The following is a 16,543-nucleotide window of genomic DNA, read 5'->3' on the forward strand; positions in this document are numbered from 1 at the left end:
ATCCGGCCTTCCCTGCGCGATGGCTTTACGGCTTATACGTGCTCGCCCTGGTGAGACTCTGCGTTTGTGCCACCATCATCCGCGATCGGCTTTGGGCCTCTCATAGACTTGCCACCAGCATCGGGGCGGCAGGCCCACACGACTTCACCGTCCGCCCTGCGCGCACACGCCTGTCGCACGCCCGGCGGCCACCGCATCTTCACCCACGTTCGTGGCGTTCGCGAGCGCCCCTCGTGTCGGGTGAGACGGGCCATTGTTAGCATAATCGGAAGTTCGTGTAAATCTGATTCTTTCTGCAAGGCGACCTTGACACGGTTTTCTGATTTGCCCGTCGTGTCGAATTTGCCACAGTTCCTCCTACACTCCTGGCCGGGATTGACCCGAAATGACCGGAGCGGACTATGGTCCGCGATCAAAAAGGACGTTTGGTCGACCTAACGATCATACGTGGGAAACCATCATCACTATTATCGTCGCTCCGATCCCGACGAACAACTAAGACCCGTTGCAAGCCCCCTGCCTACGTCGCTCGCGACAAAGCAACAGACTATAAGCGGGCTTCCAGGTTTCTTCTCATTTCCGCCCAAGAGCGCTCTGCTTCTATCGCGCAAACTCCGGCTGCCAATCCCGCACCTCGCGCGCCGCCTTCGTCACCGCATCGATCGTCGTGAACGATGGCGCCTCCAGCATCATGCTGCGCGCGAGCCGAAGAGCGCGCGCTTCGCAGATCGCGCGCTGCTTCTCGTCAGCGATGGCCTCGAAATCGAGATTGTGCGCGAGGCCGAGGATGCGCCGGATGGTCTTGGCCGCGGCGAAGCCGACGGTGTCCTGGAACAACCGCGCCATATAGGCCTGCCGCTCGGTCTCCAGCCGCGCCGTCCCGGCTTCACCGGGGAAGAGCGCGACCGGATAGCCGTCGCCCCTCGCCTCGCTCCGCCATAGCACCAGGAATTTGCGCGCGAATTCGCTCCAGACACCCTCGACCGTCTCCAGCACCCAGGCCTCGAACACCGCCCGGTCGCCCGGCGCGCGCTCATGCCCGGCGGAGGCCAGATAGGCCATCAGCAGGTTCGCGATGACGGCGCCGATGTCGAACCCCATCGGACCGTAGAACGCGAATTCGGGATCGATCACCCGCGTCTGGTCTTGCGTGACCATGATCGAGCCGGTGTGGAGATCGCCATGGATCAGCGCCTCCGGGCTCGCCATGAATTTCAGCTTGAGACGGCTGATCGCGACATGCAGGTCGAGATCGTCGCGAAAGTCTTGCGCGGTCGCATCGAGCCAAGGCGTGGTCCAGCGGTTCTGCTCGGCCACGCGATAGGGATCGGTGAAGATCAGGTCCTCGGTGATCTTGCAGAGCGCATGGTTGCCGGCAAACGCCGCGATGCCCTCCTTTTTCTCGGCCGCTGTCAGCGCGAGGTCGGAGGAGAAGAACAGCGTGTTCGCCATGAAGGTCGAGATATCATCGACGAAGCGTGGATACCGGATGCCCTCGATCAGGCCCCTGCGCATGATGATGTGCGGCGTCAGCAGCTCCATCGCGGTCAGCGCCAGCGCGCGGTCGTGATGCAGCACCGCCGGCACCAGTTGTCCCGTCAGCCGCGCCTGATGCACCAGCGCCAGATGCTCGTAATGGGCGCGCGACAGCGGCAGCGGCCAGCTCTCGCCGACCAGGCGGACATAGGGCAGCGCCTGCTTCACGGCGATGCCGCCGCGCGCGCCCTTGACGATGAAGACGAGGTTGAGATTGCCGTCACCGACCTCGGTGATCGCCCAGTCGGCCGCGGCGCCGCCGAGCTGCGCGGCGATGGCGGGGACATCAGCGAGATAGGCCCTCAGATCGGCTTCGTGGAGGATGCGGTAGGACGGGTCTTGCTGCTCCTTTGGTGCCATGGTCGCCTCCTCCGAATCTTGCGGGGCAAGGTTGATCCTCGCTCCCGTACCGGCTTGATCATAATCGCAAAATGTCTGCGGCGACCAGCGCTCAACTCTAGGCGCCGCGAGCACGCGCGATGCCGATTGTGGACGTTGCGGAAACTTGCTAGCTTGCGGCCTCTCGCGTGACTGGCGACATCGGATGGAGCACCATCGGGAAGCGCGAGGTATTAGCCGTTCGCCTGGGCAATTGGGAAAACTCCCAATCAAAACGCTTCGTCTGGAGCTGCCCATGCTGACGTCGATCAAAATCACCGGACTGCAGACCTACGGCTATCACGGCCTGTTCGAGGAGGAACGAACCCTCGGACAAAAGTTCAATTTCGATATTTCGGCCACATTACGCGAGGTGCGGACCCACCTCGGTGACGATCTGGACTCATCCGTGCGATATGATGCCGTCGTCGATGAAGCCGTGCAGATTGCAGCGTCGAACAGGTTCCAGACCCTGGAGGCGCTCGGCGAGACGATCGCCATGGGCCTGCTGCGGCGCTTCGTCAGCATGGACAGCGTGACGGTCGCCGTTGCGAAATCCAGCCCGCCGATTGCTCATGCGATCGAACAGGTCGGCGTCCAGGTCAGCCTGCAGCGCACGGATCTTGCGACAATCGATGGGGAGATCGCCGGCGCCTGAAGCGGGTCAATTATTCCCGCTCGAGGAAGTTCGAGCCGATGTCGGCTTTCTTCTTCAGCGGATCGTAGTCGCAGTAAACGCTGTCGGCGACCAGCGTGTAGCTTGCGATGATGGTGTCCTTGCTTGGCTTGACCGAACTGAGCCCGATTGCCGCGGCCTGTTTGGCGCCGTTCCATTTGAACGGCGTCGTGCTCTGCGCACGCTCGCAGGCCGCGACTGCGTCGGCGAAGACGGCGCTTTCGACGAAGGCTTTCACGGTGCGGAGCTGCCCGAGCGTCTTCCAGTTGGCGTAGAATGAGCCGGCAAGGCCGGCGCCAAGCAGGATGAAAAGCGCGATTGCGATCCTCTGGAAATTCATTCGCCTCCCCCCAAAGACTGGTGTCGAATTCTAGAGGCGCGGTCAGGCGAGATCAAATGGCGCGGCGACGGGACTGCGCCCCCTCGCCCCGCACTTGCGGGGAGAGGGTTGGGGTGAGGGGCTTCCATCCGGCGAGCACTGCCGTTGTAGTTGGTCTCGTGCCTCGCCCCTCACCCGAATTCTCGCTTTGCGAGAATTCGACCTCTCCCCGCAAAAGGGCGGGGAGAGGTGAAGCCGAGCCCGCTGCTAAAACGGCGTCCCCATCAGCCTGGCGAGCCGGTCGATGTTGAGATAGCCGGCGTGGTAGGCCCACATGCCCGCAGCAAAGAACACGGTCGAGAGGATCGTGGTCCACAGCAGCTTCTTGCCCATCCGCGCCAGGATCGGCGCGCCGGGATCGGTGCCGGGGGCACCGACATTGTCCTCGTGCTGGCTGCGCACGCCGAACGGCAAGGTCAGGAACAACACGAGCCACCACACCACGAAGTAGATCGCGACCGCGGTGGAGATCTGGTACGCCATCGCCTCAGGCCTGCTCGATCTCGACCAGCGCGCCCGAAAAATCCTTCGGGTGGAAGAACAACACCGGCTTGCCGTGGGCGCCGATCCTGGGCTGGCCGTCGCCGAGCACGCGGGCGCCGCCGGCGATCATCTGGTCGCGCGAGGCGATGATATCGACCACCTCGTAGCAGACGTGATGGATGCCGCCGTCGGCATTGCGTTCGACGAATTTGGCGATCGGCGAGGCCTCGCCGAGCGGCTCGATGAACTCGATCTTGGTGTTCGGCAAGGTGACGAACACGGTAATTACGCCATGCTCCGGCAGCGGCACCGCATCGGAAATCGGTGCATTGAATGCCGTGCCGTAGATTTTTGCGGCTTGCCTTGCATCCTTGACTGCGATGGCGACGTGATTGAGCCGACCCAGCATGTTCGTCTCCCTGTTCTAAAGCGCGATCAGATTTTGCGTCACGCCTTGGCTCTTTTATTTGCGCATGATCTGTTCGGAAAACCGCTTCACACTTTTCCGGATCATGCGCTAGACCGTCAGCACGTGGACGTAGCAGAGCGGCTTCTTGCCCCACTGCTCGTTCAGCACCGCCCGCACCGCGCGGCGCACCGATTCGCCGAGTGCATCCGGATCGCGCCGCCGCGCCTTCGGCAGGCCCTCGACGGTCGATACCACCACATCGAACACGATGTCGTCGAGCAGCTCGCCGGCCGCATTCTTCTCCGGCATGCCGACAAGATCAACCTCGGGATCGTCGACGAGATCGCCCTTGTCGGTCACCGCGATCGCGACGAAGGCGCAGCCGGCGAAGGCCATCCGCCGCCGCTCCACCACGGCGCGGGATTTTGCATCCTCCAGGATGATGCCGTCCTTGTAGAGCCGGCCGGCGGGCAATTCATCGATGATGCCGGGCTCGCCAGGGCCGAGCTTGACCAGATCGCCGTTCCGGCAGGTCAGCACCTTCGGCACGCCGCAGGCGCGGGCGAGCTTGGCATGTTCGGCCAGATGCAGCGCCTCGCCATGGACGGGGATCAGCAATTGGGGGCGAACCCAGGAGATCATGTCGCGCAGCTCGTCGCGGCGCGGATGGCCGGAGACATGGACCAGATGGTCGCGGTCGGTGATGATCTCGACGCCCTGCACCACCAGGCCGTTGATGATGCCGCCGACCGCCTTCTCGTTGCCGGGAATGGTGCGCGAGGAGAAGATCACGGTGTCGCCCTTGTTGAGCGTCACCTGCGGATGATCATTGTTGGCGATCCGCGCCAGCGCGGCGCGCGGCTCGCCCTGGCTGCCGGTGCACAGCGCCAGCACCTTGTCCGGCGGGAAGTGGCCGTAGACATCCATGCCGCGGAAGCGGTAGCCGCCGTCGAGATAGCCGCATTCGCGCGCCACCTGCACCGCGCGCTCCATGGCGCGGCCGACGATCACGACCTCGCGGTCGGCGGCGCGCGCGGCATCCGCCACCGCCTTCACCCGTGCGACGTTGGAGGCAAAGGTGGTGACGGCCACCCGCCCCTTGGCCGCGCTGACCAGCTTCTTGATGGTGGCGGCGACCTCGGTCTCGGACGGCGAACGGCCGTCGCGCACCGCGTTGGTGGAATCGCCGACCAGCGCCAGCACGCCGGCATCGCCGAGCTCGCGCAGCCGCCGCTCGTCGGTCGGCGGGCCCAGAATCGGGGTCGGATCGATCTTCCAGTCGCCGGTGTGCAGGACGGTGCCAACCTCGGTGTGGATCGCCAGCGCATGGGATTCCGGAATCGAATGCGCGACCGGAATGAACTCGACGTTGAACGGGCCGATATCGACCCGGCCGCCCGACGGGATCACGGTGACCGGAATTTTGGGCGGATTGCGCTCGGAGGCGCATTTGGCCTCGAACAGCGCCGCGCTGAACTGGGTCGCGTAGATCTTGCAGCCGAGCTTCGGCCAGAGATCGATGATCGCGCCAAAATGGTCCTCATGGGCGTGGGTCAGCACCAGGCCCATCAGATTGTCGCGCTGCTTCTCCAGGAAGCGGATGTCAGGCATGATCAGGTCGATGCCGGGCAGATGCTCCTCGTCGCCGAAGGAGACGCCGAGATCGACGGCCAGGAACGACCGCTGGTGGCGATTGCCGAGGCCGTAGATCGACAGGTTCATGCCGATCTCGCCGACACCGCCGAGCGGCGCAAAGGTGAGCTCGTCGGGCCGCGCCATCAGACAGCTCCCGCGGAGGCGGCATTGCCGAAGTGGACCTCGCCGGCGGTGACCGGCATCAGCCTGCCGTCGGCGGTGCGCACCATCAGGCAGCCGGTGTCGTCGATCGTGTCGAAGGTGCCTTCCAGCGTCGCTTGCCCGGTGCGAACTGCGATCTTCTCGCCGAGGCCCGCGGCACGCTCCAGCCAGAGACGGCGGATCTCGCCAAAGCCGCGGCCATTGTCCCAGATGCCGCGGAATTCGACCCAGGCGTCCGACAGCGCGGCGAACAGCTCCTCCGCGCTGATCTGCACGCCAAGGGCTGCGAGCGACACGGCGGGCGTCGGGGTGCCCTCAGGCGCGGCCACGACATTGGTGCCCATGCCGGCAACAACGGCCAGCCGGTCACCGACGGCCTCGGCCTCCAGCAGAATGCCGGTGAGCTTCCTGCCGTCAGCGAGCACGTCGTTCGGCCATTTCAGCGTGTATTTCGGCGCGCTCGGGCCAAGCCGAAGCACGGCCTCGACGCTGACCTTCTGCAGCGCCGCCTCCAGCGCAAGGCCGGCGGCAAAGCCGAGCGTCGCGGCCACAGCCGGCTGCACGTCCATCACCTCGAGAATGGAGCTTGCGAGGTTGCCGCGCGGCGCGATCCAGGCCCGCTGGCGGCGACCGCGGCCTGCGGTTTGCTCAGTCGTGACAAACCACATCGGCCCGCGCTCGCCCTGGCGGGCACACGCCATGGCTTCCACATTGGTCGAACCGATCTGATCGTAAGCGGCGAGCCGATAGCCCGCCGATGAGGCCCGGGGTCCGAGCGCGAAGGTCATGTTGATCTTTGGCGCATGATCATCTCCGAAAACCGGTCTCCACTTTTCGGGATCATGCGCGTTAAAAGAGCGACTTTGCCGCGGCCGCGGCGCCACTGACCAGCGGTCCCGGATAGACCCAGAAGAAGATGACGAAGATACCGGCCACCGCCAGCACGACGCGCAACTCAAGGCGCATCGGATCGAGCTTCGGCAGGGGCTCCTCGAAGTACATCACCTTGACGATCGACAGATAGTAGAACGCGCCCACCACGCTGGTCAGCACGCCGATGACAGCCAGCGTGAACAGGTTCGCCTTGATGGCGGCGACGAAGACGTACCATTTGGCGAAGAAGCCGGCGAGCGGCGGCACGCCGGCCAGCGAAAACAGCAGCATCGCGAACACGAAGGCAAGCAGCGGGTTGGTGCGCGACAGCCCGGCGAAATCGCTGATCTGCTCCACGGCCTGGCCGTTGCGCTTCATCGCCAGGATGATGGCGAAGGTACCGAGCGTCATCGCCACGTAGATCGCGACATAGGTCAGCACGCCCTGCGCGCCTTCGACGGTGCCGGAGGCAAGGCCGACCAGCGCAAAGCCCATATGGCCGATCGAGGAATAGGCCATCAGGCGCTTGATGTTGGTCTGGCCGATCGCGGCGAACGAGCCCAGCGCCATCGAGGCGATCGCCACGAACACCAGGATCTGCTGCCACTGGGTGACGATGCCCGGAAACGCCGTCAGCGTCGCGCGGGTGAACACGGCGAGCGCTGCGACCTTCGGGGCCGAGGCGAAGAACGCGGTCACCGGCGTCGGCGCGCCCTCATAGACATCGGGCGTCCACATGTGGAACGGCACCGCGGAGACCTTGAAGCAGAGGCCGGCGAGCAGGAAGACCAGGCCGAACACGATGCCGACGCTGCCGGTCGTGGCAGCCGCTGCGATGCCCGCGAAGCTGACGGTGCCGGTGAAGCCGTAGATCAGCGATGAGCCGTAGAGCAGCATGCCCGACGACAGCGCGCCGAGCACGAAATACTTCAGGCCGGCTTCGGTCGACTTGGCGTTGTCGCGGTGGCTGGAGGCCACGACATAGAGCGCAAGGCTCATCAGCTCGAGGCCGAGATAGAGCGAGATCAAATCGCCGGCCGAGATCAGCACCATCATGCCGAGCGTCGACAGCAGCACCAGGATCGCGAACTCGAAGATTCGCCGCGACGGATCGGACAGGAATTCGGTCGCCAGGATCAAGGTCACGCCCGAGCCGATCAAAGCGAGGATCTTCAGGAAGCGGGCAAAATCGTCGACGATGAAGCTGCCGCCGAAGGTCACGAGCTTGCCGGCCGGCAGGGTCAGCTCCAGGATGCCGGTCAGGATCAGCAAGAGCACGGAGAGCGCGGTGACGAGCCGTGTCGTCCCCTGCCCGCGGTACGCGCCGAGCATCAACAGCACCATGGCGCCGACCGCGAGCACGAGCTCCGGCAGCACCGGCTGCAACTGATAACCTGCGGTCGAAAAGCCCATGATATCGTCCTAATCGAGAACCCCAACTCAGATCGAGGTTCTTACCTTTTTGTTTGACGCGTTTTCTTCACGCGAACCGGGTGCCACTTCGCTTGAAAACGCTACGCTATTGAGCAACCAGCGCGGCTGCCTTCACGGCAGTCACGGCGGTATTGTAATTGTTGACGAGCTGCTGGACCGAGGCCGCCGACATGTCGAGCACCGGCTTCGGATAGACGCCGAACAGGATGGTCAGCGCGACCAGCGGGAACAGCACCAGGCCCTCGCGGAAGGTCAGATCCTTGATGCTGGCGAGCGAGGGCTTGACCAGCGCGCCGAACACCACCTTGCGGTAGAGCCAGAGCGCGTAGCCGGCCGACAGGATCACGCCGAAGGTGGCGAAGAACGTGGTCGGCAGCGACACCTTGAAGGTGCCGAGCAAGGTCATGAACTCGCCGACGAAGCCGGACGTGCCGGGCAGGCCGACATTGGCCATGGTGAAGACCATGAACACGAAGGCATAGAGCGGCATCCGGTTGACCAGGCCGCCATAGGCCGCGATCTCGCGGGTGTGCATGCGGTCGTAGACGATGCCGACACAGAGGAACAGCGCGCCGGAGACGATGCCGTGCGAGATCATCTGGAACATGCCGCCCGCGACGCCCTGCGTCGTCACCGCGAAGATGCCCATGGTGACGAAGCCCATATGCGCGACGGAGGAATACGCGATCAGCTTCTTCACGTCCTCCTGCATCAGCGCCACCAGCGAGGTGTAAATGATGGCGATGACCGAGAGCGTGAACACGAACGGCGCGAAGTCGTGGCTGGCCAGCGGGAACATCGGCAGCGAGAAGCGCAGGAAGCCGTAGCCGCCCATCTTCAAGAGGATCGCGGCCAGCACGACCGAGCCCGCGGTCGGCGCCTCGACGTGCGCGTCCGGCAGCCAGGTGTGCACCGGCCACATCGGCATCTTTACCGCAAAGGAGGCGAAGAAGGCGAGCCACGCCCAGGTCTGCATGTTGCGCGGCACCGCCGTGTGCATCAGCGTCGGAATGTCTGTCGTGCCGGCATTCCAGTACAGCGCCATGATGGCGAGCAGCATCAGGACCGAGCCGAGCAGCGTGTAGAGGAAGAACTTGAACGAGGCATAGACCCGGCGCGGGCCGCCCCAGACGCCGATGATCAGGAACATCGGGATCAGGCCGCCCTCGAAGAACAGGTAGAACAGCACGAGGTCGAGCGCCGAGAAGGTGCCGACCATCAGCGTTTCCAGGATCAGGAACGCCATCATGTATTCGCTGACTCTCGATGTCACCGACTTCCAGCTCGCGATGATGCAGAACGGCATGATCGCGGTGGTCAGGATGATCAGCGGCAGCGAGATGCCGTCGACGCCCATGTGGTAGGTGATGCCGGTGGCGAGCCAGGACGCCTTCTCGACGAACTGGAACTCGGTCTGCACGGGATCGAAGCGTGCCACCAGGATCAGCGACACCACGAAGGTGATCAGCGTGGTCCACAGCGAAATCCAGCGCGCGGTGCGGTTGGCGGTCTCGTCGCCTCCCCGCGCCAGCAGGTAGACCAGGATCGCGCCGAGCGCCGGCAGGAAGGTCGTGACGGAAAGGATTGGCCAGGTTGTCATTACTGGCCTCCCAAGCCGAACATGAACCAGGTGATCAATCCGGCAACCCCGATCAGCATCGCGAAGGCGTAGTGATAGAGATAGCCGGTCTGCAATTTGACGACGTTGCGGGTGACGTCGAGCACGCGGGCCGAGACGCCGTCCGGACCGAAGCCGTCGATGACGAAGCCGTCGCCCTTCTTCCAGAGCTGATAGCCGATCCACTTGGCCGGGCGCACGAAGATCAGCTCGTACAGCTCGTCAAAATACCATTTGTTGAGCAGGAACTGGTACAGCATCGGCTGCTGGTTCGCGAGCTCGACCGGCAGGTACGGCCGGCGGATGTAGAAGAGATACGAGACCAGGAAGCCCGCAACCATCATCACGGTCGGCAGGAACGCGATGACGGGGGAGATGTGGTGCATCTCCTCGAGGATGTGCGGGTTCATCTTCACGGACTCGCGGAAGAACTCCTCGACGCCGTGATGGCCGGTGAACAGCTCCTTGAACGGGAAGCCGGCCAGGATCGAGCCGACCGCCAGCACGCCGATCGGGATCAGCATCCAGATCGGGCTCTCATGCGCAGCCTCGTAGTGATGCTCGTCGTGCGGCGTGCCATGGAAGGTCTTGAAGATCAGACGCCAGGAATAGAACGAGGTCAGGCCGGCCGCGACGACCGTCAGCAGGAAGGCATAGACCGCGAAAGGATTGTGCGCGGCATAGGCGGACTCGATGATCGCGTCCTTGGAGAAGTAGCCCGCCGTCAGCGGGAAGCCGGTCAGCGCCAGCGTGCCGATCACCATCACCGCGTAGGTGTAGGGAATCTTGCGCCACAGGCCGCCCATGTTGCGGATGTCCTGCTCGTGATGCATCGCGTAGATCACCGAGCCGGAGCCCAAGAACAGCAGCGCCTTGAAGAAGGCGTGGGTGAACAGATGGAACATGCCGACCGAATAGGCCCCTGCTCCCATCGCCACGAACATGTAGCCGAGCTGCGAACAGGTCGAGTAGGCGACGATGCGCTTGATGTCGTTCTGGACGAGGCCGATCGTGGCGGCGAAGAATGCCGTGGTCGCGCCGAAGAACATCACCACCGCCTGCGCGGTCGGTGACAGCTCGAACAGCGGCGACAGCCGCGCCACCATGAAGACGCCGGCGGTGACCATGGTCGCGGCGTGGATCAGCGCCGACACAGGCGTCGGGCCTTCCATCGCGTCAGGCAACCAGGTGTGCAGCAGGAACTGCGCCGACTTGCCCATCGCACCCATGAAGAGCAGCAGACAGGTCAAGGTCAGCGCGTCGGCCTGCCAGCCGAAGAACGGAATGGTCTTGCCGGTCAGGCCGGGCGCGGCGTGGAAGATGGTCTCGAAGTCGGTCGAGCCCACCAGTGCGAAGATCGCGAAGATGCCGAGCGCGAAGCCGAAGTCGCCGACGCGGTTGACCACGAAGGCCTTGATCGCCGCGGCGTTCGCCGACGGCTTCTGATACCAGAAGCCGATCAGGAGATAGCTCGCCAGACCCACGCCCTCCCAGCCGAAGAACAGCTGCACCAGGTTGTCCGAGGTCACCAGCATCAGCATCGCGAAGGTGAACAGCGACAAATAGCCGAAGAAGCGCGGCCGGTTCGGATCCTCGTCCATGTAGCCGATGGAGTAGAGGTGGACGAGCGACGACACGGTGTTGACCACCACCAGCATCACGGCGGTCAGCGTATCGACCCGCAGCGTCCAGGCGACCTGCAGGTCGCCCGAGGTGATCCAGGGCAGCAGCGTGATGCGCGCGTCCTGATGCATGAAGCCGACCTGCACCAGCGTGTACCAGGACAGCGCCGCCGACACGAACAGCAGGCCCGTCGTGATCAGCTCGGCCGCCCGCGAGCCCGCCGCGGCCGGCTCGGAGACGTGATGGTCGTCATGGCCATGGTCGTCGTGGCCGTGATCGTCATGGGCGGCCGCAGCATGGGCGTGCGCGTCGCCATGAGCATCGTCGTGATGATCGACGGTATCGCCGCTCGGGTTGCGCGCATGCGCACCGACCAGCGAGATGATGCCTGCGAGGATAGCGCCCAGCAGCGGCAGGAATACAATTGCCTGAACCATTGGTGAGCCTAGCCCTTCATCAGATTGACGTCTTCAACCGCGATCGAACCGCGGTTGCGGAAATACACCACCAGCACGGCGAGACCGATCGCGGCCTCGGCGGCGGCGACCGTGAGCACCAGCAGCGCGAACACCTGGCCGACGATGTCGCCCAGGAACGTCGAGAACGCCACCAGGTTGATGTTGACCGAGAGCAGGATCAGCTCGATCGACATCAGGATGACGATGATGTTCTTGCGGTTGAGGAAGATGCCGAGGATCCCAAGCGTGAACAGGATCGCGCCGACCGCCAGATAATGTCCGAGCCCGATCGTCATTTCACCCACTCCGCCGCGTCGGCATCCGAGAGGCCCTGCCCCGACGCCACCTTGCGCATCGCCATCGCCATCTCAGGCGTGCGCGCGTTCTGCACGTTGATGTCCTGCCGCTTGACCATCACCTTGTGCCGCAGTGTCAGCACGATGGCGCCGATCATCGCGACCAGCAGCACCATGCCGGCGAGCTGGAAGTAATGGATGTACTTCGTATAGAGCACGAGGCCGAGCGCCTCGGTATTGGTGACGTTGGTCGGGATCGCCGCCGTGATGGTCTTGGTCACGCTCGGGTTGATCGCCCAGGCGCCGACCACCAGCAGCAATTCGAACATGAAGATGCCGCCGATCACGAGGCCGACCGGCAGATACTGGATGAAGCCCTCGCGCAGCTCGACGAAGTCGACGTCGAGCATCATGATCACGAACAGGAACAGCACCGCGACCGCGCCGACATAGACCACGATCAGCATCATGCCGAGGAATTCGGCGCCCATCAGCACGAACAGGCCCGAGGCGTTGACGAACGCCAGGATCAGATACAGCACCGAGTGCACGGGATTGCGCGAGACAATCACCATGACGGCCGAGGCCACGCAGATCGTGGCGAACAGATAGAAGAACAGCGCCGGAAGGATCATGCCCTCACCTCACCGGTACGGCGCGTCGAGCTCGATCGCCTTGGCGATCGCGCGTTCCCAGCGGTCGCCATTGGCGAGCAGCTTGGCCTTGTCATAATACAGCTCCTCGCGCGTCTCGGTCGCGAACTCGAAGTTCGGGCCCTCGACGATCGCATCGACCGGACAGGCCTCCTGGCACAGCCCGCAATAGATGCACTTCACCATGTCGATGTCGTAGCGCACCGTGCGGCGGGTGCCGTCGTTGCGGCGCGGCCCGGCCTCGATCGTGATCGCCTGCGCCGGGCAGATCGCCTCGCACAGCTTGCAGGCGATGCAGCGCTCCTCGCCGTTCGGATAGCGGCGCAGCGCATGCTCGCCGCGGAAGCGCGGCGAGATCGGGCCCTTCTCGAACGGATAGTTCAGGGTCGGCTTCGGCTTGAAGAAATAGCGCATGGCGAGGAAGAACGCCGAGACGAATTCCGACAGCAGAAGCGAACGGGCTGTTGCGTTGATATTCACACCCATGACGGCCTCACTTCGGCGCGATGCCGGCGAATTGCAGCACGCCGGCCACAATCACCACCATCGCCAGCGACAGCGGCAGGAACACCTTCCAGCCGAGCCGCATCAGTTGATCGTAGCGGTAGCGCGGCACGATTGCCTTCGCCATCGCGAACATGAAGAACATGAAGAACACTTTGAGCGCGAACCAGACGATCCCCGGGATCCAGGTGAACGGCGGCAGGTTCACCGGCGGCAGCCAGCCGCCCAGGAACAGGATCGACGCCAGCGCGCACATCGTGGTGATCGCGACATACTCGCCGAGCATGAACAGCAGATACGGCGTCGAGCCGTACTCGGTCATGAAGCCCGCGACCAGCTCGGATTCCGCTTCGACCAGGTCGAACGGCGGACGGTTGGTTTCCGCCAGCGCCGAGACGTAGAACACCACGAACATCGGGAACAGCGGCCAGACATACCAGTTCAGGATGGTGAGCTGCGGCACGCCGATCAGGTGCGCCAGTCCGCGGGAGTTCTGGGCCTCGACCACGGCCGACAGATTCAGCGAGCCGACACAGAGCAGCACGGTGATGATCACGAAGCCGATCGAGACCTCGTAGGACACCATCTGCGCCGCCGAGCGCAGCGCCGCCAGGAACGGGTACTTCGAGTTCGACGACCAGCCGGCCATGATGATGCCGTAGATCGACAGCGACGAGATCGCGAAGATGTAGAGAATGCCGACGTTGATGTCCGAGATCACCCAGCCGAGATCAAACGGGATCACGGCCCAGGCGGCGAGCGCCAGGATACAGGACACCAGCGGCGCCAGCAGAAAAACGCCCTTGTTGGAGCCGGACGGGATCACCGGCTCCTTCAGCACGAACTTCAGGAGGTCGGCGAAGGACTGGAACAAGCCCCACGGTCCGACCACGTTCGGGCCGCGGCGGATCTGCACTGCCGCCCAGATCTTGCGGTCGGCGAGCAGGATGTAGGCGATCGCGACCAGCAGCACGACGAGCAGCAGCAGGCTCTGCGCGACCATGACGATCAGCGGCCAGAGGAAGCCGGTCCAGAACGAGCTTGCGAAGAATTCAGCCATCAGATCACGCTCACTCCGCTGCCGTCAGCAACTTGCCCGATGCCAGGCGCGAGCATTCCGCCATCACGGCGGAGGCCCGCGCGATCGGGTTGGTCAGATAGAAATCCTCGACCGAGGCCTTGAACGCCGCCCTGTCGAGCGCGCCGCCCTTGGCCGCAATCGCCTTGACGTGGTCGGCGGCGCCGGCCTCGATCTGGTCGAGCCGCATCAGGTGCGGATAGGCCTTGAAGATCGCAGCCCGTAGCGCCTGCGCGGAGTCGTACGGCAGCTTCTTGCCCAGCACGTCCGACAGCGCGCGGATGATCGCCCAGTCCTCGCGGGCCTCGCCGGGCGGGAAGGCCGCGCGGTTGGCCATCTGCGCCCTGCCCTCGGTGTTGACAAAGAGGCCGGACTTCTCGGTGTAGGCCGCGCCCGGCAGGATGACGTCGGCGCGATGCGCGCCGCGATCGCCATGGGTGCCGATATAGACGACGAAGGTGCCGTCCGGCGCCTTGATCTCGTCGGCGCCGAGCAGGAACAGCACATCGAGCGTGCCGAAGGTCGTCATCTGCGCCGCGGTCAGGCCGCCGGCTGCCGCCGAGAAGCCGATATCGAGCGCGCCGGTGCGCGAGGCCGTATCCTGCAGCACCGCAAAACCGTTCCAACCGTCCTTCAGCGCGCCGACATCGGCCGCGAGCTTGGCGGCCTGCGCCAGCACCGCCGCACCGTCGTGACGGCCATAAGCGCCCGCGCCAACCAGCACGATCGGATGCTTGGCGTTCTTCAGCACGTCAGCGAAGGAGTGCTTGCCGGCAGCGAGATCGGCGAGCGTGTCGGTGCCCGCACCGAGATAGTCGTAGTCATAGGTCAGGTCAGCCTTGGCGCCGATCACGGCCACCTTGAGCTGGCCGCTCCGCCAGCGCTTGCGGATCCGCGCGTTCAGCACGGCCGCTTCCTTGCGCGGATTGGAGCCGATGATCAGCAGCGCGTCGGCCTGATCGATGCCGGCGATGGTCGGGTTGAAGATATAGCCGCCGCGGCCGGCCTTGCCGTCGAAGGCATCGCCGCCCTGCACCGCCAGATTGGTCGAGCCGAATTTCGCCAGCAGCTCCTTGAGCGCGAACATCTCCTCGACCGCGGCAAGATCGCCCGCGATCGCGCCGATCCGCTTGCCGTCGCTGCGGCCGACCTTGGCCGAGATCGCCGCGAAGGCCTCCTGCCACGACGCCGGCTTGAGCTGGCCGTTCTCGCGGACATAGGGCCGGTCGAGGCGCTGGGTGCGCAGGCCGTCGACGACGTGGCGGGTCTTGTCGGAAATCCACTCCTCGTTCACCGCCTCGTTGACGCGCGGCAGGATGCGCATCACCTCGCGGCCGCGGGTGTCGACGCGGATTGCCGAGCCGAGGCCGTCCATCACGTCGACCGACTGGGTCTTGCCGAGCTCCCACGGGCGCGCCGCGAAGGCATAGGGCTTCGAGGTCAGCGCGCCGACCGGGCAGATGTCGACGAGATTGCCCTGCAATTCCGAGGTCAGCGCGTGCTCGAGATAGGTCGTGATCTCCATGTCCTCGCCGCGACCGGTCGCGCCCATCTCCGGCGCGCCGGCGACTTCCGCCGAGAAGCGGACGCAGCGCGTGCACTGGATGCAGCGGTTCATCGAGGTCTTGACCAGCGCCCCGAGATACTTGTCCTCGACCGCGCGCTTGTTCTCGGCGAAGCGGCTGGTGTCGACGCCGTAGCCCATCGCCTGGTCCTGCAGGTCGCACTCGCCGCCCTGGTCGCAGATCGGGCAGTCCAGCGGATGGTTGATCAGCAGGAATTCCATCACGCCTTCGCGCGCCTTCTTCACCATCGGCGAACGGGTGGAGATTTCCGGCGGCTCGCCCTTCGGGCCCGGACGGCAGTCGCGCACGCCCCAGGCGCAGCTTGCGACCGGCTTCGGGCCGCCCTTCACCTCGACGAGGCACATCCGGCAATTGCCGGCGATCGACAGCCGCTCGTGGTAACAGAAGCGCGGGATCTCGGCGCCGGCCGCCTCGCACGCCTGCAGCAGCGTGTACTCCGGCGGCACATCGATCTCTTTGCCATCGACGATGATCTTGGTCATTACAAGCCTACCAACATTCCGATGATTGCGAGCGCGGCACCCGGGAGCGCAAGCACCCGTGCCATCCGCGTTGCGCCAAACGCTGCATAGAACCCAACGCAAATCCCGACCGTGAAACCGATCAGTGCGAGAGGCAGCAGCGCCTTCTCCATATTCAACCCAATCCAACTTCCAATACCGGCACCCGCCGCCATTCCAGCCATCGACCAGAACACGATCTCATAGCCGAGGCCGAGACTGCCTCGCTTACCAGAACGGATGTCGGTCAGGACGCCCATTG

At 64.4% G+C, this 16,543-nt stretch carries 16 protein-coding genes and 1 riboswitch; of the genes, 1 reads left to right on the plus strand and 15 read right to left on the minus strand.

Annotation, left to right across the window (positions count from 1 at the left end; translation table 11 throughout):
• Positions 1-600: 600 nt before the first annotated feature.
• Positions 601-1,896, minus strand: a complete 1,296-nt coding sequence (mtnK, locus tag JQ604_RS09795; RefSeq protein WP_212355974.1) for an S-methyl-5-thioribose kinase — start codon at positions 1,894-1,896, stop codon at positions 601-603.
• Between the two features lie 157 nt (positions 1,897-2,053).
• Positions 2,054-2,133: riboswitch (ZMP/ZTP riboswitch) on the plus strand.
• 37 nt (positions 2,134-2,170) lie between these two features.
• Between mtnK and folB the strand changes: the two genes are divergently transcribed.
• Positions 2,171-2,572, plus strand: a complete 402-nt coding sequence (gene folB, locus JQ604_RS09800) for a dihydroneopterin aldolase (protein WP_249158173.1) — start codon at positions 2,171-2,173, stop codon at positions 2,570-2,572.
• A 10-nt stretch (positions 2,573-2,582) separates the two neighbouring features.
• Here the strand turns inward: folB and JQ604_RS09805 are convergent, their stop codons facing one another.
• From JQ604_RS09805 to JQ604_RS09870, 14 genes are all read right to left on the minus strand, one after another.
• The gene (locus JQ604_RS09805; RefSeq protein ID WP_212355978.1) at positions 2,583-2,930 is read right to left on the minus strand and encodes a hypothetical protein; all 348 of its coding nucleotides are present in this window, start codon (positions 2,928-2,930) and stop codon (positions 2,583-2,585) included.
• Between the two features lie 246 nt (positions 2,931-3,176).
• Positions 3,177-3,452 (minus strand): DUF1467 family protein, encoded by a 276-nt coding sequence (locus tag JQ604_RS09810; RefSeq protein WP_212355980.1) that lies wholly within the window; start codon positions 3,450-3,452, stop codon positions 3,177-3,179.
• 4 nt (positions 3,453-3,456) lie between these two features.
• Entirely contained in the window at positions 3,457-3,861 is a 405-nt protein-coding gene (gene mce / locus JQ604_RS09815) for a methylmalonyl-CoA epimerase (RefSeq protein ID WP_212355982.1), read from the minus strand.
• A 108-nt stretch (positions 3,862-3,969) separates the two neighbouring features.
• Complete coding sequence (locus JQ604_RS09820; RefSeq protein WP_212355984.1) at positions 3,970-5,640, minus strand: ribonuclease J; 1,671 nt, start codon at positions 5,638-5,640, stop codon at positions 3,970-3,972.
• Positions 5,640-6,446 carry a biotin--[acetyl-CoA-carboxylase] ligase gene (locus tag JQ604_RS09825; RefSeq protein WP_212355986.1) on the minus strand — a complete coding sequence of 269 codons (807 nt, stop codon included), beginning with the start codon at positions 6,444-6,446 and terminating at the stop codon, positions 5,640-5,642. Before JQ604_RS09825 ends, JQ604_RS09820 begins: the two co-directional genes overlap by 1 nt.
• A gap of 61 nt (positions 6,447-6,507) precedes the next feature.
• On the minus strand, positions 6,508-7,944 hold the full coding sequence (nuoN, locus tag JQ604_RS09830; RefSeq protein ID WP_212355988.1) for an NADH-quinone oxidoreductase subunit NuoN: 1,437 nt from the start codon (positions 7,942-7,944) through the stop codon (positions 6,508-6,510).
• 106 nt (positions 7,945-8,050) lie between these two features.
• Complete coding sequence (locus tag JQ604_RS09835) at positions 8,051-9,565, minus strand: NADH-quinone oxidoreductase subunit M (protein WP_212355991.1); 1,515 nt, start codon at positions 9,563-9,565, stop codon at positions 8,051-8,053.
• Positions 9,565-11,643 (minus strand): NADH-quinone oxidoreductase subunit L, encoded by a 2,079-nt coding sequence (gene nuoL, locus JQ604_RS09840; protein ID WP_212355993.1) that lies wholly within the window; start codon positions 11,641-11,643, stop codon positions 9,565-9,567. Before nuoL ends, JQ604_RS09835 begins: the two co-directional genes overlap by 1 nt.
• 8 nt (positions 11,644-11,651) lie before the next feature.
• Entirely contained in the window at positions 11,652-11,960 is a 309-nt protein-coding gene (gene nuoK, locus JQ604_RS09845) for an NADH-quinone oxidoreductase subunit NuoK (RefSeq protein ID WP_027537255.1), read from the minus strand.
• Positions 11,957-12,595: an NADH-quinone oxidoreductase subunit J gene (locus tag JQ604_RS09850; protein ID WP_212355995.1), complete on the minus strand. Its 639-nt coding sequence runs from the start codon at positions 12,593-12,595 to the stop codon at positions 11,957-11,959. The genes nuoK and JQ604_RS09850 overlap by 4 nt, the downstream gene beginning before the upstream one ends.
• 9 nt (positions 12,596-12,604) lie before the next feature.
• Entirely contained in the window at positions 12,605-13,093 is a 489-nt protein-coding gene (gene nuoI, locus JQ604_RS09855) for an NADH-quinone oxidoreductase subunit NuoI (RefSeq protein ID WP_212356905.1), read from the minus strand.
• A gap of 13 nt (positions 13,094-13,106) precedes the next feature.
• Entirely contained in the window at positions 13,107-14,177 is a 1,071-nt protein-coding gene (gene nuoH / locus JQ604_RS09860; RefSeq protein WP_212355996.1) for an NADH-quinone oxidoreductase subunit NuoH, read from the minus strand.
• 10 nt (positions 14,178-14,187) lie between these two features.
• Complete coding sequence (gene nuoG / locus JQ604_RS09865) at positions 14,188-16,263, minus strand: NADH-quinone oxidoreductase subunit NuoG (RefSeq protein WP_212355998.1); 2,076 nt, start codon at positions 16,261-16,263, stop codon at positions 14,188-14,190.
• Complete coding sequence (locus tag JQ604_RS09870; RefSeq protein WP_212356001.1) at positions 16,263-16,541, minus strand: hypothetical protein; 279 nt, start codon at positions 16,539-16,541, stop codon at positions 16,263-16,265. Before JQ604_RS09870 ends, nuoG begins: the two co-directional genes overlap by 1 nt.
• Positions 16,542-16,543: the final 2 nt, after the last annotated feature.

Origin of the sequence: Bradyrhizobium jicamae (assembly GCF_018130695.1) — a bacterium.
GTDB lineage: Bacteria > Pseudomonadota > Alphaproteobacteria > Rhizobiales > Xanthobacteraceae > Bradyrhizobium > Bradyrhizobium jicamae_B.